Origin of the sequence: Mycobacterium aquaticum, from assembly GCF_002086485.1 — a bacterium.
In the GTDB taxonomy this organism is placed as follows: Bacteria; Actinomycetota; Actinomycetes; order Mycobacteriales; family Mycobacteriaceae; genus Mycobacterium; species Mycobacterium aquaticum.
Genome location: NZ_MVHF01000004.1, coordinates 287823 through 308610, shown reverse-complemented (window position 1 = coordinate 308610; position 20788 = coordinate 287823). Strand labels below are relative to the sequence as shown.

The following is a 20788-nucleotide window of genomic DNA, read 5'->3' as shown; positions in this document are numbered from 1 at the left end:
GTCCGATCCTGGCCGTCGACCAGGCTCAGCTCATTGTCCAGACCTGCGTGCGCGGTACCGGTGCTCACGAACAGGGTTGCGAAGGCACCTGCCATCGCAACCACCAACGCGGTCAGCACCCGACTGAATGCCTTCATGTTCTCCCTAGCTATGTCGTTGTGGGGGCGCACGACCGACTCCGGCCGCGCTCCCGGCAAGACCAGTGATGTGACCCGGATTAGAACGGTCACACCTTGTCCTTACGTTTCGCTCATCGTTGACACGAGGAACATAACGGGGAGGCATCCGACCGGCAACGCAGGCACTAATCTGCGGGCACGTCAGCAGTTGGGCGGCAAAAGTTTGCTGGGATCGGATGAACAGATGCTCACGAGCGCAGGAGCAGGGGCGATCTCGACGTCCGGCAATGCTGTGACGTAGTTCGCTTCGCTAACGGAAGTTGAGCCACATCACACTGTTGACCGTGCATTTACGGCGTTCACTGTGGCAACACAGTTCAACCGTGATGAGGCGGAATATTGCTCCGAAGCCATTGGTCGTGCTCGGCCGCGTCCTCCGGCGAAGCTTCGTCGCGCTCGCTCGCCGCGACCTCGGGCAGCGTGTCCCCGAAAATTTTGTTAACTAGGCGCCGTGACGGCTGGGGCTGATGAGTCATCCACATTCCCCTTTGTGACGAAGATCACATTTATTGCCGGTGAGCTATTAACTGGACGGTAACCTCACCGCTCCATCGGTATTGCATTTGCCATCTCCAACGAAAACGGCGGCCGTCGGCCGCCGTATCGCACTGGTTAGATGTCCAAGCTTGATAACTGTCCGATGATTTGCACGGCCAGCGGGCCCAACGTGGCCATACCGTCGCGGACCGCTGAGCGGGAGCCGGCCAGGTTCACCACGAGCGTGCTGCCCGAAATACCCGCCAGACCGCGCGACAGCCCGGCGTCGGCGATGCCCGCCGACAAGGCGGAGGCGCGCAGCGCTTCTGCGATGCCGAGCAGCTCACGGTCGAGGATGTCGCGCGTGGCCTCCGGGGTGACATCGCGTGGCGTCACGCCGGTGCCGCCGACAGACACCACCAGATCCACGCCACCGATGACTGCCGTGTTCAGCGCGTTGCGGATCTCGACCTCATCGGCCGAAACGACAACGACTCCATCGACGACGAAACCGGTTTCACCGAGCAACTCGGTGACCAACGGACCGCTGTGGTCCTCCTCGCCGTGGGCGGTGCGATCGTCGACGACGATCACGAGTGCCCGCCCCACCAACTCCCCTGGTTGTTCCATGCCTGCAACCGTATATGTGCGGGCAGACAGCGGCGCAGCCACTCGCAGTGACACTTGTCCGGGAGCCGGCGTCAGGATCCTCACTGGTCGGCCTTCCCGAGGGTGACGGTCACGGTCTGCGGTTTGCCAGTCTGGTCGAGGTAGGTCAAGGTGACCTTCTCACCAGGCGCCTTGGACCGCACGGCGGCAACGAGTGCGTCGGCGCTCGGGATCACCCGATCGTCGACCTTGGTGACCACCACACCGCTGGGCAACCCGGCCGCGGCGGCAGCCCCGTCCTTGGTCACCTCGACGATCTTGGCGCCGTCGGTGGTGGCGTCATTGCTCACCTGTACCCCTAGGGACGCGTGGGTCGCCGTGCCGTTCTGGATCAACTCGTCAGCGATCCGCTTGGCCTGGTCGACCGGGATCGCGAAGCCAAGGCCGATCGACCCGCTCTGCCCCTGCGGGGAATCGCCGCCCATGGTCGCGATCGCGGAGTTGATACCCACGAGTTCGCCGTTCATGTTGACCAGCGCGCCGCCCGAGTTGCCCGGGTTGATCGCGGCGTCGGTCTGGATGGCGTCGAGCACGGTGTTCTGGTTGCGCGCGTCGCCGCCTGCGGCGACCGGACGGTTGAGCGCACTGACGATGCCGGTGGTCACGGTGCCTTCGAGTCCCAGCGGTGAGCCGACCGCCACCACGTCCTGGCCGACCCGCAGGTTCTGCGAGGAGCCGAGTGTGATCGGGGTGAGCCCCGATGCACCCTGCGCACGAACCACCGCGATGTCACTGCTGGGATCGGTACCGACGACGGTGAACGGCTTGGTACTGCCGTCCGAGAACGTCACCTTGGTCTGCGCGCCGCCGCCCGGAGCGCCCGGCGCCTGCTTGGCGGCAGCGACGACGTGGTTGTTGGTCAGGATCAGACCGTCGGCGGTAAGGATGATGCCCGACCCCTCCTCGGAGGCCCGGCCCATGTCGGTTTCCAGCTTGACCACGCTGGGCACCACCTTGGCGGCCACCTGCTCCACCGAACCGGCGGGCAGGGCGGCGGCAGGCACGCTCGGTGCCGCGCTGTTGGACTCGGCGCCCAGATGCGGACGGTCCTGATGGGTCACGACCGTGGCGACGCCACCGCCGATTCCCGCCGACACCACGGCCAGCGCCAGCGCACCGGCGGCCAGACCGGCCTTGCCCCGTTTCTTTACGGGCGCGACCACCTGCGGTGTCGCCGGGGCGACGCGGTAGGGGTCATACGGCGGGCGATAAGCCGGCTGTTGCGGCTGCTGGTGAGCGTGCGGTTGCTGATGAGGCGGCGATTGCGGCTGCTGACGCGCGTAACGCCAGTCATAGGCCTGCGACTGATAGGGGTCAGGATTGCCCTGGTAGCCGGGAGCGCCACCGCCGGGAGCCTGGCCTGGCTGCTGTGGTGATGAGTACCTGGGGTTCGTCATGGCGGTGCGGTGCTCTTCTCTTGTAAAGGTCTATCGGCTCGCGTACTACTCAACAAACGAAGAAGGTGTTCCCCAGGTTGCCCAGGTGAACTGAGAATCCACTTAGAGAACCGTTGGTTGCACCCATGATTTGTCCGCGGCCGTAGTTAACTGTCTCACCTTTTGTCTGCGCTCACCGCATCGTCGTCGGCGGCGTCGTCGGCGCGTGTCGCTGCGTCCTCGGGTGGCTCGGCGGGAAGTGGCATGCCGGGCAGGATCAGGTGAATCGATGCCCCTGGCGGGTCGCCGCCCGGCACGGTTTCGTCAATGCGAAGGGCGCCACCGTGTTTCAGCACAACCTGTTGCACGATCGCCAATCCCAGGCCCGATCCGGGCATCGCCCGCGCGGCCGTCGAGCGGTAGAACCGCTCGAACACCAGCCTGCGTTCCTGCGGCGGGATACCGGGCCCGTGGTCGGACACCACCAATTCGGCGTGCACGGGATCGATCTGGCGCAGCGACACCGCGACCCGGCCCCCGGGCGGGCTCCACTTGGCGGCGTTGTCGAGCAGGTTGAGCACGGCCCGGCCCAAGCCAGGCGCGTCGCCGTAGACCTGCCAACCAGTCATCGCGACGTCGAACTGAATGTCGTTGCGGCGCCGACGAACTCGCTCCAAGCTGCGGTCGACCACCTCGACCATGTCGACCGGTTCGTGGGTCACGCCGCCGGCGTCGTCCCGCGTCAGGTCCACCAGATCGCCGACGAGGGTGGACAGTTCCTCGATCTGCGCGATCACGTCGGCACGCAGTCCCGCCATCTCCTCCTCGGGCAGCGGCGGCGCCCCTGGGGCCTGCGCGGCCATCAGCAGTTCGACGTTGGTGCGCAACGAGGTCAGCGGCGTACGCAGTTCGTGCCCGGCGTCCGACACCAGCCGGGCCTGCCTGTCCCGGGATTCGGCCAGTGCGCGCAGCATCATGTTGAACGCCTCGGTGAGCCGGGCGAGCTCGTCGCTGCCGACGACCGGTATGGGCCGCAGATCATCGGTGCGCGCGACGCGTTCAGCGGCCTCGGTGAGTCGGCCCACCGGCCGCAGACCGGCCCTGGCGACGGCACCACCTGCCATCGCAGCCACGGCGACACCCACACCGCCGACGATGAGCAGCACGGTGCCCAACCGTCGGAGCACTTGTCCGGTCGGCGCCAGGCTCTTGGAGATCAGCAGAGAACTGCCGTTGGCCAGATGCACCGCGAGCACCCGCTGGTGGTTGACCGTGCGCAGCGACATCAGCAGCTCGCCGGAGATCACGTCCTTCTCCGGCTGTCCGAGGGGCAACATCTGCCCCTCCTGATTGGCCGTGTAGATGGAGCGACCCGGGATCACCAGCATGGCGTTGACGTCGGAGTACGCCGTGCCCTCGATGGCCTTGCCCGGATCGGCGGCCAGTGACCCACTCTCGATGAGCAGCCGGGCCCGGCTGTGCAGCTGGTTGTCCAGGTCGTCGTAGAGCGCGCGGGACACCACGGCATAGACGGCGACGGCCATCAGCACGACGACCATCGCCACCATCGACATCGCCAGCATCATCACGCGCCAGCGCAATGAGAGTGAACTGGTATTCGGCAGCGTGCCCGGCCGCCAGGTGTTCGGATTGAGCGACATCATCCGATCAGGGCGGCGTTTCCCGCAGCACGTAGCCGACGCCGCGGACGGTGTGGATGAGCCGCAGCTCGCCGTCGGCTTCGGTCTTACGGCGCAGGTAACCGATGTAGACCTCGAGCGCATTGCCCGAGGTGGGGAAATCGAAGCCCCACACCTCTTCGAGGATGCGGCTGCGGGTCAGCACCCGCCGCGGATTGGCGATCAGCATCTCCAGCAGCGCGAACTCGGTGCGGGTCAGGCTGATCTGACGTTCGCCGCGGGTGACCTCGCGGGTGACCGGATCCAGGGTGAGATCCGAGAACGTCATCTTCTGCGATTCGGCACCGTCGTCGGACACGGTACGACGCAGCAACGCCCGCATCCGCGCGAGCAGCTCCTCAAGCGCGAATGGCTTGGGTAGGTAGTCGTCGGCCCCGGCGTCCAGCCCGGCGACCCGTTCGGACACGGAATCGCGGGCCGTCAGCACCAGGATGGGTAGATCGTCACCTGTGCTGCGAAGCTGCCGACAGACCTCAAGACCGTCCAGTCGCGGCATCATCACATCGAGAACCACCGCGTCGGGACGGTCATCGGCGATCAGATCGAGAGCTTCTACCCCGTCTTGGGCGAGCTGGACCGAATAGCCATTAAAGGAAAGCGACCGCCGCAGTGATTCACGCACAGCGCGATCATCGTCAACGACAAGTATGCGCACAGCCACAGTGTCAACGCTCTATCTGAGATTGACCTGAGAGGCGCGCCGCAAATACGCCTAGCGTCGGCGATCCAGGTCGAGCAGACCCAGGCGAGCAGCCTTCAGCAGGCGGCGCGGCACCTTGTGCTGCTGACCCGCGACACTGACGCCGACCAGACCGGTGGCCTCGGCTTTCCACTGCGCGCGCCGGCTACGGGTGTTCGCGCGCGACATTCTGCGCTTGGGCACAGCCATGACGTGCATCTCCTTGCTTGGGGTTGCCGCGCGCACCGCAGCGGCAGACGATTGCACTACAGAGTAACGGTTGACCTGCGTCGGTTCCAAAACGGGCAGGCCGCGTGGACGACGCCGCAGGACGCCGTCCGTCGAGCCTACCTAGCTGTGGCAGCTCCGCGCGCCACTGGGCACACCGGTCTGGTTGGCGACCGTGATGTTGCACTCGCGGATCACCACGGTCTGGGAGTAGACCTTGCCGGGGATGGTCTGGGCGCCGTTGCGCCCGCCGGTGCCGGTGTTGAGGATGCCGGTCACGTAGCCGTTGCTGCCGTCGTCGTTGTACGAGACGACGCCGTCCTCGTCCGTGCTGAACGTGCCCCGGGTACCGAAGGCGCGGTGGTACTGGACACCGAGGGCGGACTTGTCGACCGCGGTGCTCAGGTCATTGCCCCGGTTGAACACGGTGTCCCCGACCGTCTGGATCGCCCGCACGCCCGGCGCCGGGTTCTTGAAGTCCGGCCGGCCGGCGTTGTCGGCCATGGTGGAGACGGGACGTGGGCCCGTTCCGCCCTCCTCACCCTTGGCGTTGTCGACGCCGGGGGTCGCGTGGGCCAGGCCCGTCGGCGCGATCATGGCCAGCGCTCCACCCGCGACGACGCCGCCCAGAATGGTGCGTGCCCGCTTCGAGTGCGGTGACATTGCCCGGTGCTTGGCCATCCGATCCCCTTCCCAGCCGTGGTGCGTGGCGGCCGGACCACCACGCGTGAGTTCAGCCGACATCCTGCGGCATGAGCGGGCCGGGATCGCTGCTGGTCACGAGGCATATTTGCGAATGCAAGCAACCCACGGCAGAGGGACCGCTGTCACCAGCGTAAATAACCGACCGCAAGCTGTGAGAACGCTGTAATTTCCATGGGACCGCGACCACTGGCCGCGGCGCAGGCCACGCGGGCGCCCACGGGAAGCGGTGGCGACTTCCCGGCCCCGCCCCCTTGACGTGGGACCTGCGGTACCCGATAACCTACCGGTTGGTTGGGTCGCTCATCGGCGTCGACGGGAGTACGTGTGCCACCTGCAGTACGCATCGGCAACTGTTCGGGTTTCTACGGGGATCGGCTCTCCGCGATGCGCGACATGCTCACCGGCGGTGAGCTGGACTATCTGACCGGCGACTACCTCGCCGAGCTCACCATGCTGATCCTGGCCCGCGACCGGGCCAAGAACCCCGAACGCGGCTACGCCAAGACCTTCTTGCTGCAACTGGAGGAGTCGCTCGGCCTGGCCCTGGACAACGGCGTCAAGATCGTCGCCAACGCCGGCGGGCTGAACCCGGCAGGCCTGGCAGGCGCAGTGCGGGCGCTGGCCGAACGGCTGGGCCTCGACGTCAACGTCGCACATGTGGAAGGCGACGATCTCGTGAGCCGGGCGGGTGAGCTCGGGCTGGGAACACCGCTGGCGGCCAACGCCTATCTGGGCGCGTGGGGCATCGTCGACTGTCTGGACAGCGGCGCAGACGTCGTGGTCACCGGCAGGGTCACCGACGCCTCGGTTATCGTCGGACCTGCCGCGGCGCACTTCGGTTGGGAGCGAACGGATTACGACGCACTCGCCGGTGCCGTCGCCGCGGGCCACGTCATCGAGTGCGGCACCCAGGCCACGGGCGGCAACTACGCGTTCTTCACCGAGATCCCCGACCTACAGCGCCCCGGGTTCCCTCTCGCCGAGATCTCCGCCGACGGCTCGTCGGTGATCACCAAACATCCCGGCACGGGTGGCCAGGTCAGCGTCGGTACCGTCACCGCACAGCTGCTCTATGAGATCAGCGGCGCCCGCTACCCCAATCCCGATGTCACGCTGCGCGTCGACTCGCTGCAGTTGAGCCAGGACGGCGACCACCGCGTGCGCATCTCCGGCGTCAAAGGCGAAGCCCCTCCCCCGACGCTGAAGGTGTCGTTGAACAGCATCGGCGGCTTCCGCAACGCCGCGACATTCGTACTGACGGGCCTGGACATCGAGACCAAGGCCGAGCTCGTGCGCAGCCAGCTCGAGGCAGGCCTCAAGGTCAAACCGGCCGAGCTCGAATGGTCGCTGGCCCGCACCGACCATCCCGATGCCGACACCGAGGAGGCTGCCAGCGCACTGCTGCACTGTGTGGCCCGCGATCCGGATCCCAACGTCGTAGGCCGTCAATTCTCCGCGGCGGGAGTCGAATTGGCCCTGGCAAGCTACCCGGGCTTCACCACCACCGCGCCGCCCGCCGACGGTCAAGTGTACGGCGTGTTCACCCCCGGCTACGTCGACGCCACGCTCGTGCCGCACGTCGCCGTGCACGCCGACGGCACCCGGGTCGACATTGCGCCCGCCGACGAAACCCTCGCTGTCGCACCGGCTTCCGACCCTGAGTTGCCTGAACCCTTGCCGGCCGGACCCACCCGGCGGCTGCCACTGGGCACCATCGCCGGGGCCCGCAGCGGCGACAAGGGCGGGTCGGCGAATGTGGGGGTCTGGGTCAAGACCCCGGAGCAGTGGCGCTGGCTGGTCCACGCGTTGACGGTGGACAAACTTCGCGAATTGCTGCCCGAGACAGCGGATCTGCCCGTCACCCGGCACGTCCTGCCGAATCTGCGGGCCGTGAACTTCGTCATCGAAGGCATTCTCGGACAGGGTGTGGCCTATCAGGCCCGGTTCGATCCGCAGGCCAAAGGGCTGGGCGAGTGGTTGCGCAGCCGTCATCTCGATATCCCGGAGGAACTCGTCAAGTGAGCATCTGGAACACCCCCGAGCGGGAGGCGCTGCGCAAGACCGTACGCAGCTTCGCCGAACGCGAGGTGCTGCCCAACGTGGCGGAATGGGAGCGCACCGGCGAACTCCCCCGCGAATTGCATCGCAAGGCGGGCGAAGCCGGACTGCTCGGCGCCAACTTTCCCGAATCGGTCGGCGGCGGTGGCGGCGACGGTGCGGACGCGGTGATCATCTGCGAGGAAATGCATTACGCGGGCGCACCGGGCGGCGTGTTCGCGTCGCTGTTCACCTGCGGGATCGCGGTGCCGCACATGATCGCCTCGGGCGACGAGCGGCTGATCGAGACGTACGTCAAGCCCACGCTGCGGGGCGATCTCATCGGATCCCTGGCCATCACCGAGCCCGGCGGCGGCTCGGACGTCGGGCACCTGACCACGCGCGCAGTTCGAGACGGTGACGACTACGTCCTCAACGGCGCCAAGACCTACATCACCTCCGGCGTACGCGCCGATTACGTGGTGACCGCGGCACGCACCGGCGGGCCCGGCGCAGGCGGCGTCTCGCTGATCGTCGTCGACAAGGGCACGCCGGGCTTCGAGGTGAGCCGCAAGCTCGACAAGATGGGTTGGCGCTCAAGCGATACCGCCGAGCTGTCCTACACCGACGTGCGGGTGCCGGTCGCCAATCTGGTGGGTGCCGAGAACTCCGGATTCCTCCAGATCGCCGCGGCGTTCGTCTCCGAACGGGTCGGCCTCGCCGCGCAGGCCTATGCCAGTGCCCAGCGGTGTCTGGACCTGACCGTCGAGTGGTGCCGCAACCGCGAAACCTTCGGCAAACCATTGATTTCCCGCCAATCGGTGCAGAACACGCTGGCCGAGATGGCCCGCCGCACCGATGTGGCCCGCGTGTACACGCGTAATGTCGTCGAGCGGCAGCTGGCCGGGGAAGCCAATTTGATCACCGAGGTGTGCTTCGCCAAGAACACGGCGGTCGAGGCCGGTGAATGGGTGGCCAACCAGGCCGTGCAGCTGTTCGGCGGCATGGGCTACATGGCCGAGTCCGAGGTGGAGCGGCAGTACCGCGACATGCGTATCCTCGGCATCGGCGGCGGCACCACCGAGATTCTGACCTCACTGGCCGCGAAGACGTTGGGATTCCAGTCATGAGCCGATACCCCGCGACCGCGAGTGTGCGCTCTCTGCGAAAAATCGGCGAAATAATCGCAGTAGCTTCACATTCGCGAATGGAAGGCCAGGCATGACAGCGCTCAAGTCGACCATCGACTCGAACTCCGCGGCGTTCCTCGAAGCCGCCGAGGTGATGACCACCAAGCTCGCCGAACTCGACGCCGAACACGCCAAGGCCCTGGCCGGCGGCGGGCCGAAGTACGTGGACCGCCACCACTCCCGCGGCAAGCTCACCGCCCGCGAACGCGTCGAGCTGCTCCTAGACCCCGACGCACCCTTCCTGGAACTGAGCCCGCTCGCCGCATGGGGCAGCGATTTCGCCGTGGGCGCCAGCGTCGTCGCGGGCATCGGCGCCGTCGAGGGCGTCGAATGCCTGATCGTCGCCAACGATCCGACCGTCAAGGGCGGCACCAGCAACCCCTGGACACTCAAGAAAGTGTTGCGCGCCAACCAGATCGCGCTGGAGAACCGGCTCCCGGTCATTTCCCTGGTGGAGTCCGGCGGCGCCGACCTGCCCACCCAGAAGGAGATCTTCATCCCGGGCGGGCAGATGTTCCGTGACCTCACCCGGCTGTCCGCAGCGGGCATCCCGACCATCGCGCTGGTGTTCGGCAACTCGACGGCAGGCGGCGCCTACATCCCCGGCATGTCCGATCACGTGGTGATGATCAAGGAACGTTCGAAGGTGTTCCTCGCCGGACCGCCGCTGGTGAAGATGGCCACCGGTGAGGAGTCCGACGACGAGTCCCTGGGTGGGGCCGAAATGCACTCCCGCACCTCAGGTTTGGGTGACTACCTGGCCGCCGACGAGCTCGACGCCATCCGCATCGGCAGGCGCATCGTGGCCCGGCTGAACTGGCGCAAACAGGGCCCCACCCCGGCGCCGGTGGTCGAGCCGCTGTTCGACGCGGAAGAACTCGTCGGCATCGTGCCTGCCGACCTGCGGATCCCGTTCGATCCGCGCGACGTCATCGCCCGCATCGTCGACGGCTCGGATTTCGACGAGTTCAAGCCGCTCTATGGCTCTTCGCTGGTGACGGGCTGGGCCACGCTGTACGGCTATCCGATCGGCATCCTGGCCAATGCCCGCGGCGTGCTGTTTTCCGAGGAATCTCAGAAGGCCACCCAGTTCATCCAGCTGGCCAACCGGGCCGACACCCCACTTCTGTTCCTGCACAACACCACCGGCTACATGGTGGGCAAGCAGTACGAAGAGGGCGGCATGATCAAGCACGGCTCGATGATGATCAACGCCGTGTCCAATTCGACCGTGCCGCACATCTCGCTGCTCATCGGGGCGTCCTACGGCGCGGGTCACTACGGCATGTGCGGGCGCGCCTACGATCCGCGGTTCCTGTTCGCCTGGCCCAGTGCGAAATCCGCGGTGATGGGTGGCACGCAGCTCGCCGGGGTGCTCTCGATCGTCAGCCGCGCGGCCGCCGCAGCCCGCGGGCAAGAGGTCGACGAGGCCGCTGACGCGGCGCTGCGAGCCGCGGTCGAGGCGCAGATCGAAGCCGAGTCACTGCCGATGTTCCTGTCCGGCAGGTTGTACGACGACGGCGTCATCGACCCCCGCGACACCCGCACCGTCCTGGGAATGTGCCTGTCCGCCATCGCCAATGGCCCGATCGAGGGGACGTCGAACTTCGGCGTCTTCCGGATGTGAGCTGACAAAATGCCAATCACGAGAGTTCTGGTAGCCAACCGCGGGGAGATCGCCCGCCGCGTGTTCGCCACCTGTCGCAGGCTGGGTATCGGCACCGTCGCGGTGTACACCGACCCCGACGCCGGCTCGCCGCACGTCGCCGAGGCCGATGCGCGCGTACGCCTCAGCGGCAACACCGCCTACCTCGATGCGGCGCAGATCATCGCCGCAGCCCGCGCTGTCGATGCCAACGCCGTGCACCCCGGTTACGGATTCCTTTCGGAGAACCCCGATTTCGCCGCAGCGGTGATCGACGCCGGGCTGACGTGGATCGGCCCACCGGTGCCCGCCGTGCAGGCGATGGGCTCCAAGATCGAAGCCAAGAAGATGATGGCCGCGGCAGGTGTGCCGGTGCTCGCCGAGCTCGATCCGGAAACCGTGACCGCCGAGCAGCTTCCGGTACTGGTGAAGGCCTCCGCAGGCGGCGGTGGCCGCGGCATGCGGGTGGTGCGGGACATCGCCGCACTGCCGACGGAAGTCGCCGCAGCCCAACGAGAGGCGCAGTCGGCATTCGGCGACCCCATGGTGTTCTGCGAGCGTTACCTGGCCGCAGGCCACCACGTCGAGGTTCAGGTGATGGCCGACGCCCACGGCACCGTCTGGGCGGTGGGCGAGCGCGAATGCTCCATACAGCGTCGCCACCAGAAGATCATCGAAGAGGCGCCGTCGCCGCTCGTCGAACGCACCCCGGGTATGCGGGGCAAGCTGTTCGAAGCGGCCCGGCTGGCGGCCGAGGCCATCGGCTATACGGGTGCCGGCACCGTCGAGTTCATGGCCGACGATGACGGCGAGTTCTTCTTCCTGGAGATGAACACCCGCCTGCAGGTCGAGCATCCCGTCACCGAGGCCACCACGGGCCTGGATCTGGTGGAGTTGCAGATCGTGGTTGCCGACGGCGGCCGGCTGGATCCCGAGCCGCCGCCGTCGTGGGGATCGTCGATCGAAGCCCGGCTCTACGCCGAGGATCCCGCCAAGAGCTGGCAACCGCAGGCCGGCACGGTGCACCGGTTCGCCGTGCCCGGTGCCTCGGTCGAGTTCGACGAGCTGAACCGCGCCGGTGTACGCGTCGACGCCGGTATCGACGACGGTTCGGTGGTGTCGATCTTCTACGACCCCATGTTGGCGAAGGTCATCTCCTACGCGCCGACGCGTCGTCAGGCCGCGGGAATACTCGCCGATACGTTGGCCCGCACCCGTATTCACGGTGTCCGCACCAATCGCGACCTTCTGGTCAACGTGCTCCGCCACCCGGGTTTCCTCGACGGGGCCACCGACACCGCTTTCTTCGACACCCACGGTCTCGACAAGCTGGCGGCCCCGCTGACCACAGAGCAGTCTGTGACGCTGAGCTCCGTCGCCGCAGCGCTCGCCGATTCGGCGCAGAGCCGCAGTACCGCAACGGTTTTCGCCGCCGCCCCGAGCGGTTGGCGCAACCTGGCCTCGGGATACCAGACGAGGACCTACCGGGATGCCGATACCGAGCACACCGTGCGGTACCGGTTCACCCGCACCGGCGTGGAGCTGCCGGACCACACCGGCGTCACCCTCGTCTCGGCGACACCGGACCGCGTGGTGCTCGCAGCTGACGGTGTCGAGCGGGCGTTCGATGTTGCCCGCTACGGGAAGCCCGACGCCCCTGATGTTTTCGTCGACTCCCCGCTGGGCCCGGTGCACCTGACCGCCCAGCCGCGCTTCCCCGACCCCGACGACGCCGTCGCGCATGGCTCGCTGCTGGCGCCCATGCCCGGCTCGGTCCTGCGGGTCGGCGCGGCAGTCGGGGACACCGTCACCGCCGGGCAACCGCTGATCTGGCTCGAGGCCATGAAGATGGAGCACACCATCGCCGCGCCCGATGACGGGGTGCTTGCCGAACTCAACGTCGCCGCGGGCCAGCAGGTCGAGGTCGGCGCTGTCCTTGCCCGGGTGGAATCTCAAGAAGGAGAACAGCAGTGAGCTTCATCGAAACCGAAGAACAGCAGGCGCTGCGCCGGGCGGTGGCCGCGATGGCCGCCAACTACGGTCAGGACTACTACCTGGAGAAGGCGAGGTCAGGCCAGCACACCACCGAATTGTGGAACGAGGCAGGCAAACTCGGTTTCATCGGGGTGAACCTGCCCGAGGAGTACGGCGGCGGCGGCGCGGGCATGTACGAACTCAGCATGGTGATGGAGGAGATGTCGGCGGCCGGCTCGGCGCTGCTGATGATGGTGGTTTCCCCCGCCATCAACGGAACCATCATCTCCAAGTTCGGCACCGAGGAGCAGAAGAAGCGCTGGATCCCGGGCATCGCCGACGGTTCGATCACCATGGCGTTCGCCATCACCGAGCCTGACGCCGGGTCCAACAGCCATCGCATCACCACCACGGCCCGCCGCGACGGCAGCGACTGGATCCTCAAGGGCCAGAAGACCTTCATCTCCGGTATCGACCAGGCACAGGCCGTTCTCGTCGTCGGCCGCACCGAGGATCACAAGACCGGCAACCTCAAGCCGGCGTTGTTCGTGGTGCCCACCGACACCCCGGGTCTGCACTGGACCAAGATCGAGATGGAGATCACCAGCCCGGAAAGCCAATTCCAGGTGTTCCTAGACGATGTGCGGCTGCCGTCCGACGCCCTGGTCGGTTCGGAGGACGCGGCCATCGCGCAGTTGTTCGCAGGGCTGAACCCGGAGCGGATCATGGGCGCGGCGAGCGCGGTGGGCATGGGCCGGTTCGCGATCAACAAGGCCGTCGACTACGTCAAGACCCGTCAGGTCTGGAAGGTTCCGATCGGTTCTCACCAGGGCTTGTCGCATCCGTTGGCGCAGAACCACATCGAGATCGAACTGGCGAAGCTGATGATGCAGAAGGCCGCGACGCTCTACGACTCCGGCGACGACTTCGGCGCCGCGGAGGCCGCCAACATGGCGAAGTACGCTGCCGGTGAGGCGTCGGTGCGTGCCGTCGATCAGGCTGTGCAGTCACTCGGCGGCAACGGTCTGACCAAGGAGTACGGCATCGCCGCGGCCGTGACCGCGTCGAAGCTGGCCCGCATCGCCCCGGTCAGCCGCGAGATGATCCTCAACTTCGTGGCGCAGACCTCGCTGGGCCTCCCCCGGTCGTACTGATGAGCACTCTGGTCAAATACGCGGTCGACGGTGCTGTCGCCCGGCTGACGCTGGACTCACCGCACAATCGCAACGCGCTCTCCACGGCCCTGGTCGATCAGCTGCACCAGGGCCTGGACCGGGCAGCCGCCGACCCGGCGGTCCGCGTGGTGGTGATCGGCCATACCGGTGGAACCTTCTGTGCGGGAGCCGATCTCTCGGAAAGTTCGAATGGCGGCCGACCATCAGACCCGAGCGACATCGCCGTCGACCGGGCCCGTGAGATGACCAAGACGCTGCGCGCCATCCTCGAGCTGCCGATGCCCGTCATCGGGGCCATCGACGGTCACGTGCGGGCCGGCGGACTCGGCCTGGTGGGTGCCTGTGATCTCGTGGTCGCCGGCCAGAACAGTACGTTCGCTCTCACCGAAGCGCGGATCGGTGTAGCGCCGTCGATCATCTCGCTGACGCTGCTACCGAAAATGACGCCACGCTCGGCGGGCCGCTACTTCGTCACGGGTGAGAAGTTCGGCGCCGCCGAGGCTGCGGCGATCGGGTTGATCACGCTGGCCGCCGATGACGTCGAGGGCACCGTCGCCGGCCTGACGGCCGAGATCTCGAAGGGCTCGCCGCAGGGCCTTGCCGCGTCGAAAGCGTTGACCACCGCGACAATACTGAGATCGTTCGATGAGCGGGCCGAAGAATTGACCCGTATGTCGGCCGAGCTGTTCGTCTCCGACGAAGCACGCGAGGGCATGATGGCGTTCCTGCAGAAACGTCCGCCGAGTTGGGTGGTTTGACGCAGGTCAGCTATCTGCGAGTTGTTGCCTGTGGCAGCATCTGACGGGCCGCGGGTGTCACAAGGGGTCTCACAGGAATACCGTTTTCGTGCGGACATTCTCTGCCGTGCGGTATTCACCGAAAGGCCTCAATCATGGCCGAAGATCAAAACAAGGCTGTTTCCCGGCGAATCTGGGAGGTATTCGCATCAGGCGATCTGGCCGAGCTCGACGACCTCGTCGCTGACGGCGCTGCCTACCACGACACGCAGGACCCGTTCGGAGACCAGCGCGGGCCCGAGCACATGAGAAGCCTCATGGGCATGTATCGGCAGACGTTCTCCAACATACGATTTGACATCAAGCAACAGGTCGCTGAGGGCGACTACGTGTGCACCCTGCTCGAGGCGCAGGGCGACGACACCGGCGGTCTCATGGGTCAGGCCGCCACCGGTCGGCATGCCAGGATCATGCTCACCATCACCGACCGGCACGAGGACGGCAAGATCGCCGAAAGCTACGCCACCTGGGACACCTTGGGCATGCTTCAGCAGCTCGGCCTCGTACCTGCCGCAGCACAGCAGCCGACGGCGTCTGCCTGAGCCCACAACAGCCACAGCCGCTCACCGGCACCAGCCTCCGAGGTTTGCGGTGGATCGTCCCGCAACCGCTGTCGCCGGTGAGTGGCTGCCGCGCGCAATTGGTGTGTCGGAGGCCGAGTAGCCGCGTTTAGGCTCGAAGGGTGACTGACGACTTGGGCGCGGGGCAGATCTACGTGCCCGCGGACAGCCCGATGCGGCCGCTGTGGGACGCCCTCCGCAAACTGCCCTGCCCGATGGTGAAGTATCCGAACGTCGCACTGCAGGGCGAACCCCGGCCCGAGGTCGGCGACATTCACCCATCGCAGCCCTGGCAGCCCATCGGCGCGAAGGTCGACGGCTCCCCCGACGTATCGGTCAACCACATCGTGCCCAAAGTGGAATTGCTTTATCTACCACGCTTTCTGGAGCTGTCACCCGAGCACATGTGGGAAGTCATCCACGGTGCGCTGAACCTGCAGTGGTTGCCCACGCGGGTCAGCCGGTTCAACAAGGGTGCGCGCCACGCCGAAGACATGGTCGGGGTGGACGAAGCCTGGAAACAACAGCAGATTGCGTTGCAGCACCACAAGCGCCGCGAACTCACCGAAATCATCAATGCGCTCGCGGACAGCGCTGTCCACTGACGAAAGGCTTGACTCCGTGGCGGGTATCGACACAGCGGCGCTGGCTCAGGCGTTCTCCGACTGGGCACCGAATCAGTTCGCGATCCTCGAGCCGAGTGAATACACGCGTCACCGCATCCCCGACGCCTGGTGGCCGACGGCGGCGTCTCCCGATCCCGATGAGCGCAGATCCGCCGCGATGGCCCTGTGGAACACCGACTTCCTGGCGATGATCCCCCGATTCGCGCAGGCGCTGCGCGAACGTCTGGTCGACGTACGCGTCGTGCAACATTCCTGGTTGCCCGCGCCGACGTTGGACTACGTCCTCATCGACGACGAGGGGCGGCACGCTGTGTGGCTCGGCGAGGACCCGGCCACGTTCGGTGACACCGACCCGACGTTCTTCGAAGCGCTCCCGCCGCAGGCCGACACCTTTCTGCGCACGGTGCACGCCGGGTTCACCACGTGGGACGGGGAATCCTGCGGGCTCATCGCGCCGGCTCGCATGCAGACGTATGCCGCCTACGTGGGCTGGCCCGAGCCGTTGTCGGCGCCGCCCGCGGATCTCGAGCCCGACAGTGTCCACCCGCTGCGGATGCTTCGGATCGGTGGACGCGAGACCTACTCGGACCTGCTGGTGTCCCCTGACCACCCGCAGGGTTTCGCGGTCACCTACTTCGAACCCGATTTCGACATCACCCTGTTCGGGCACGCGCTCGACGAGCTCATGATGCTTGCGTTGGAAGGCTGACCTCAGCTGGCGCTGGCGCCGTGGCGGCCCGCACCGGCGGCGAATCTGCCGGCGCCATGTGCCGCCTCGTGCTTGACCTGTTCGATGCTGCCGAACTCGAATTCCATTGCCGCCTGCTCTGATTGGCCCCACTGGCGCAGCGCCGAGCGCCGATCGGCGCGCAGGCACTGCTGAGGTAGCGCCGCCAGTTGCGCCGCCAATTCCTCGGCCGCGGTGCGCGCGTCGCCTTTGGGGACCACCCTGTTGGCCAGGCCGATCGCGTGGGCCTCGGCGGCGTCGACGGCACGGCCCGTGAGGATGAGGTCCATCGCCCGGCTTTCGCCGATGAGCCGCGGCAGCCGCACGGTACCCCCGTCGATGAGCGGGACACCCCAGCGTCGGCAGAACACCCCGAGTACCGCGTCGTCCTCGACCACCCGCATGTCGCACCAGAGTGCCAACTCCAGGCCGCCGGCGACGGCGTAGCCGCTGATGGCCGCGATCACGGGTTTGGAGAGCACCATTCGACTCGGCCCCATCGGGCCCGGGCCCACGGTGCTCAGGGTGTTGGCCTGCGGGGTGCCGAAGGCCTTGAGATCGGCTCCGGCACAGAATGTTCCGCCATCACCCCAGAACACCGCGACCGATGCGGAATCGTCGGCGTCGAACTCCTCGAACGCCGCAACAAGGGCGGCCGCGGTCGGACCGTCCACCGCGTTGCGGGCGTGCGGGCGGTGCAGGATCACGGTGGTCACCGCGCCGTTGCGTTCGATCCGGACGGGTTCGGTCATGTCGCCTCCGTGAGTTCGGTCCGGTCGCGCCGCGCGACGAGTTCAGCGGCGAATTCTGTGTAGGCCGTGCGTAATTGCGTCCCTGGCCAGTCTGCGGGCAGCAGTTCGTCGGGCAGCACGGGGTCGGTGAGCAGGTGTCGCACGATACCTGCGGCGGCCACGAACCGCCCCGGAATGTCTGTGGCAGAAGCGATGTCGTCGAGCAACCGATTGCCGGTCCGCATCCAGCCGGGCAGGTCCCACAGCCGCCCGACCAGCTCGGCCGGGTCGTCATCGCGGGTGTGCAACTGCCGCACCCGTTCGGTGATCTCCTGCGGCAACACCTGCTCGAGGTTGTCGGGCCGCATCCACACGCCCTCGCGGAGTTCGGCGAACCGATACTGCTGCAACGTGGTTCGCAACGCGGCACGGGTACGGGCATCGGTTCCGACACTGGTGATGACCAGTGTGAGCCATTCCCCGTTGCCCGGACGCAGACGCGGGTTGATGGCATCGTCCTGGCGGCGCTGCCGGGCCAGCAGCCGGTCGGCCAATCGGTAGCCGTCTTCCGAGCGCACCAGATCACCGGCCCCGACCATGCGGGTCAGCGCCACCCGAAGCGCCGTTTCCTTGATATCGAAATCCGCTGTGAGCCTGATGAGTTCAGCGGCGCTGGCCCAGGCCGGATGCGCACCGAGCAGCACGCTCAGCACCACCGACCTGGCCGTCATCCGGTTCAGCGTGGGCACCCGTCACACCCCGGAAGTCCGGCGCCCGTAATCGCCCATGGGTTCGTCGCGGTGCCGGACCGCCTCCCGGAACCCGTGCTCGCGCGCGTCGGCGACGAACGCGTGGCCCTCGGGGGTATGCCGGGCGATGCCGTCGAACACGGTGCTGACCATCTGGCTGGTGGCCACGCCCTGCTGCAACAGCGCGGTGTTGCAGGCCAGCTTGGCCATGATGAGCTGGTTCACCGGCATGGCCGCGATGCGTTCGACGAGCCGTTCGGTCCGCTCGTCGAGAGCGTCGGGATCGGGCGCCTCGACGGCGAGTCCCCACTCTGCAGCCTGGGCGCCGGTGATGCAATCGCCGGTGAACAGAAGGCGTTTCGCGCGTTGATCACCGAGCCGGTGGGCCCACAGCCCGGCCGCCGGCACGCCCCACACCCGCATAGGCGGATACCCGATCTTGGCATCGGCCGCCGCGATCACCTGGTCGGCGTGCAACGCGATGTCGGTTCCGCCCGCGACGCAGTAGCCGTGGATCTTGACCACCGTCGGCTTGTCGGCGCGCATCAGGCTGGAGAAGCCGCGCACGAACCGGCTCATCATCTGATAGTCGATCATCGGGTCCCACGGCTGGTCCGGCAGGTGGTTGATCGCCTGTGTCTGACCGTCAAGCACGGTGCCGCGGTGATCACCGCCACCAGCCGAGGAGGTCCCGTCGGCGTAGGCGCTCAAATCGAATCCGGCGCAGAAACCTTCACCCCGTCCGGACACGAGGATCACGTGCACCTGGGGGTCGAGGTCGGCGCGCTCCACGCACGCCGCCAGCTCCAGCGGCGTGGCCGCCACGATCGAATTGCCTTTGTCCGGACGGTTGAACGTGATTCGAGCGACGCGATCAGTGACCTCGTAGGTCATGGTGGTGAGGTTGTCGAAGTCGACGCTCATCCTTTGACCAACGCGCGCTCGATGATCGGCGCGAGATCCAGTCCGGTGGGCAGGGTTCCGAAGGCACCGCCCCACTGCCCGCCGAGCCGGCTGGCCAGGAACGCTTCGGCCACTGCCGGGTGACCGTGGCGCACCAGCAGTGAGCCCTGCAACGCGAGGCTGATGTCCTCGGCGATCTTGCGGGCCCGGTACTCGATGTTGTCGAACTCGCCCAGCTGTGCCTTGAGGGCGGCGGCATGGGCGTCCAGCCGCGGATCCTGGCCCAGCGCCAGCTCGTCGAACAGCACCTCCACGCATTCGGGGCGAGTTGCCATGGCGCGCAACGTATCCAATGCGCTGACGTTGCCGGAGCCTTCCCAGATGCCCATCAGCGGCGCCTCGCGGTACAGCCGCGGCATGCCCGACTCCTCGACGTAGCCGTTGCCGCCAAGGCATTCCATCGCCTCACCGGCGTGCGGTGTGGCGCGCTTGCACACCCAGTACTTCCCGGCGGCCAGGCCGATGCGCCGCAGCAGGGCTTCGCGTTCGTCGCCGCGCACAGCCTTGTCGGTCGCTCCGGCCATCCGCATCGCGAGCATGGTCGCAGCCTCGGCCTCGACGGCCAGATCGGCGAGCACGTTGCGCATCAGCGGCTGGTCGATCAGATACGCGCCGAAGGCTTTTCGATGCTGAGCATGGTGCACGGCCCGGCTCAGCCCGGTCCGCATGCTGGTGGCACTGCCCAACGTGCAGTCGAGCCGGGTCAGGTTGACCATCTCGATGATGGTCTTCACCCCTCGGCCCTCTTCGCCGACGAGCCACGCGGTGGCACCGTCGTACTCGACCTCGCTGGACGCGTTGGCGTGGTTGCCGAGCTTGTCCTTGAGGCGCTGCAGGAACATTCGGTTGCGGCTGCCGTCGGGCAGTACCCGGGGCAGGAAGAAGCAGCTCAAACCATTGGGGGCTTGCGCCAGTACCAGGAAGATGTCACCCATCGGCGCCGAGGTGAACCACTTGTGACCGGTGAGCGAGTACGTGCCGTCACCGTTGGGCACCGCCTGCGTGGTGCCGGCCCGCACGTCGGAACCGCCCTGCTTTTCGGTCATCGACATACCCGCGGTGATTCCGGGTTTGGTCGACGGCACTGTCAGCTCGGGATCGTAGATGCGGCTGGTCAGCAGGGGTTCGTAGACCTTGGCCAGTTCCGGGTTGAACCGCAGTGCGGGGACGACGGCGTAGGTCATCGAGATCGGGCACATGTGACCGGGCTCGGCGGTCCACACCGAGGTCTTGGCGGCGCGCACCACGTGTGAGCCGGGCCGGTCGTCGGCCCACGGCGCCGCGTGCAGGCCATTCTTGACCGCCGCGGTCATGAGCTCGTGGTACGCGGGGTCGTACTCGACTTCGTCGACGCGGTGCCCGAACCGGTCGTGGGTGTGCAGGGTCGGTTGGTTGCGATCGGCAAGCTCACCCCACCGCTGCACCTGGGCACTGCCGTTGAGCGCCCCGACCGCGTTGACCTCGTCGAGACCCCACTCACCGCCCTCCCGGATGAGGGCCTCGGTCAGCACCGGGGAGGCGGCGGCGTTGAAGTCCTCCAACGGTGGGACCTGATTGGTGACGACGTGCGTATCGCTCATCCACCCAGTGTTACAGTTTCC

At 66.9% G+C, this 20788-nt stretch carries 19 protein-coding genes and 1 pseudogene; 9 read left to right on the top strand and 11 right to left on the bottom strand.

Features of this window, described 5'->3' with window-relative positions; translation table 11 throughout:
- The 7 genes and pseudogenes from BST13_RS06870 to BST13_RS06840 form a co-directional block, all read right to left on the bottom strand.
- A pseudogene (locus BST13_RS06870) lies at positions 1-137 on the bottom strand (MspA family porin); the annotation flags it as partial.
- Between the two features lie 654 nt (positions 138-791).
- The gene (locus tag BST13_RS06865) at positions 792-1334 is read right to left on the bottom strand and encodes a MogA/MoaB family molybdenum cofactor biosynthesis protein (RefSeq protein WP_072278485.1); all 543 of its coding nucleotides are present in this window, start codon (positions 1332-1334) and stop codon (positions 792-794) included.
- A gap of 32 nt (positions 1335-1366) precedes the next feature.
- Positions 1367-2722, bottom strand: a complete 1356-nt coding sequence (locus BST13_RS06860; protein ID WP_083161936.1) for a S1C family serine protease — start codon at positions 2720-2722, stop codon at positions 1367-1369.
- Positions 2723-2877: 155 nt separating this feature from the next.
- Positions 2878-4362, bottom strand: a complete 1485-nt coding sequence (locus BST13_RS06855) for a HAMP domain-containing sensor histidine kinase (protein ID WP_083161995.1) — start codon at positions 4360-4362, stop codon at positions 2878-2880.
- 7 nt (positions 4363-4369) lie between these two features.
- Positions 4370-5056: a response regulator transcription factor gene (locus BST13_RS06850; protein ID WP_036426346.1), complete on the bottom strand. Its 687-nt coding sequence runs from the start codon at positions 5054-5056 to the stop codon at positions 4370-4372.
- Between the two features lie 57 nt (positions 5057-5113).
- Positions 5114-5290 carry a 50S ribosomal protein L32 gene (gene rpmF, locus BST13_RS06845; protein ID WP_029374188.1) on the bottom strand — a complete coding sequence of 59 codons (177 nt, stop codon included), beginning with the start codon at positions 5288-5290 and terminating at the stop codon, positions 5114-5116.
- A 141-nt stretch (positions 5291-5431) separates the two neighbouring features.
- Positions 5432-6052: a hypothetical protein gene (locus BST13_RS06840; protein WP_158087119.1), complete on the bottom strand. Its 621-nt coding sequence runs from the start codon at positions 6050-6052 to the stop codon at positions 5432-5434.
- A gap of 285 nt (positions 6053-6337) precedes the next feature.
- Between BST13_RS06840 and BST13_RS06835 the strand changes: the two genes are divergently transcribed.
- The 9 genes from BST13_RS06835 (at position 6338) to BST13_RS06795 (ending at position 16726) form a co-directional block, all read left to right on the top strand.
- The gene (locus BST13_RS06835) at positions 6338-8035 is read left to right on the top strand and encodes an acyclic terpene utilization AtuA family protein (RefSeq protein WP_095533427.1); all 1698 of its coding nucleotides are present in this window, start codon (positions 6338-6340) and stop codon (positions 8033-8035) included.
- Positions 8032-9180: an acyl-CoA dehydrogenase family protein gene (locus BST13_RS06830; protein WP_083161930.1), complete on the top strand. Its 1149-nt coding sequence runs from the start codon at positions 8032-8034 to the stop codon at positions 9178-9180. The genes BST13_RS06835 and BST13_RS06830 overlap by 4 nt, the downstream gene beginning before the upstream one ends.
- A 91-nt stretch (positions 9181-9271) precedes the next feature.
- Positions 9272-10867, top strand: coding sequence for an acyl-CoA carboxylase subunit beta (locus BST13_RS06825; protein WP_083161928.1), 1596 nt, complete (start codon positions 9272-9274; stop codon positions 10865-10867).
- Positions 10868-10876: 9 nt separating this feature from the next.
- On the top strand, positions 10877-12859 hold the full coding sequence (locus tag BST13_RS06820; protein WP_083161927.1) for an ATP-binding protein: 1983 nt from the start codon (positions 10877-10879) through the stop codon (positions 12857-12859).
- Positions 12835-14013: an acyl-CoA dehydrogenase family protein gene (locus BST13_RS06815; protein ID WP_425436989.1), complete on the top strand. Its 1179-nt coding sequence runs from the start codon at positions 12835-12837 to the stop codon at positions 14011-14013. The genes BST13_RS06820 and BST13_RS06815 overlap by 25 nt, the downstream gene beginning before the upstream one ends.
- Positions 14013-14792 (top strand): enoyl-CoA hydratase family protein, encoded by a 780-nt coding sequence (locus BST13_RS06810; protein ID WP_083161923.1) that lies wholly within the window; start codon positions 14013-14015, stop codon positions 14790-14792. The genes BST13_RS06815 and BST13_RS06810 overlap by 1 nt, the downstream gene beginning before the upstream one ends.
- Before the next feature lie 134 nt (positions 14793-14926).
- The gene (locus tag BST13_RS06805; protein ID WP_083161921.1) at positions 14927-15373 is read left to right on the top strand and encodes an ester cyclase; all 447 of its coding nucleotides are present in this window, start codon (positions 14927-14929) and stop codon (positions 15371-15373) included.
- Positions 15374-15513: 140 nt separating this feature from the next.
- Positions 15514-15996 (top strand): hypothetical protein, encoded by a 483-nt coding sequence (locus tag BST13_RS06800; protein ID WP_083161920.1) that lies wholly within the window; start codon positions 15514-15516, stop codon positions 15994-15996.
- A 16-nt stretch (positions 15997-16012) separates the two neighbouring features.
- Positions 16013-16726 (top strand): hypothetical protein, encoded by a 714-nt coding sequence (locus BST13_RS06795; RefSeq protein ID WP_083161918.1) that lies wholly within the window; start codon positions 16013-16015, stop codon positions 16724-16726.
- Positions 16727-16728: 2 nt separating this feature from the next.
- Here BST13_RS06795 and BST13_RS06790 read toward each other — a convergent pair whose 3' ends face one another.
- Genes BST13_RS06790 through BST13_RS06775 form a run of 4 tightly spaced genes read right to left on the bottom strand, consistent with a single transcriptional unit; the run spans position 16729 to position 20767 of the window.
- Positions 16729-17496 carry a crotonase/enoyl-CoA hydratase family protein gene (locus tag BST13_RS06790; protein WP_083161916.1) on the bottom strand — a complete coding sequence of 256 codons (768 nt, stop codon included), beginning with the start codon at positions 17494-17496 and terminating at the stop codon, positions 16729-16731.
- Positions 17493-18206 carry a PaaX family transcriptional regulator C-terminal domain-containing protein gene (locus tag BST13_RS06785; RefSeq protein WP_083161914.1) on the bottom strand — a complete coding sequence of 238 codons (714 nt, stop codon included), beginning with the start codon at positions 18204-18206 and terminating at the stop codon, positions 17493-17495. Before BST13_RS06785 ends, BST13_RS06790 begins: the two co-directional genes overlap by 4 nt.
- Before the next feature lie 21 nt (positions 18207-18227).
- Positions 18228-19148: a crotonase/enoyl-CoA hydratase family protein gene (locus tag BST13_RS06780; RefSeq protein WP_083161912.1), complete on the bottom strand. Its 921-nt coding sequence runs from the start codon at positions 19146-19148 to the stop codon at positions 18228-18230.
- Positions 19145-20767 carry an acyl-CoA dehydrogenase family protein gene (locus BST13_RS06775; RefSeq protein WP_083161910.1) on the bottom strand — a complete coding sequence of 541 codons (1623 nt, stop codon included), beginning with the start codon at positions 20765-20767 and terminating at the stop codon, positions 19145-19147. Before BST13_RS06775 ends, BST13_RS06780 begins: the two co-directional genes overlap by 4 nt.
- Positions 20768-20788: the final 21 nt, after the last annotated feature.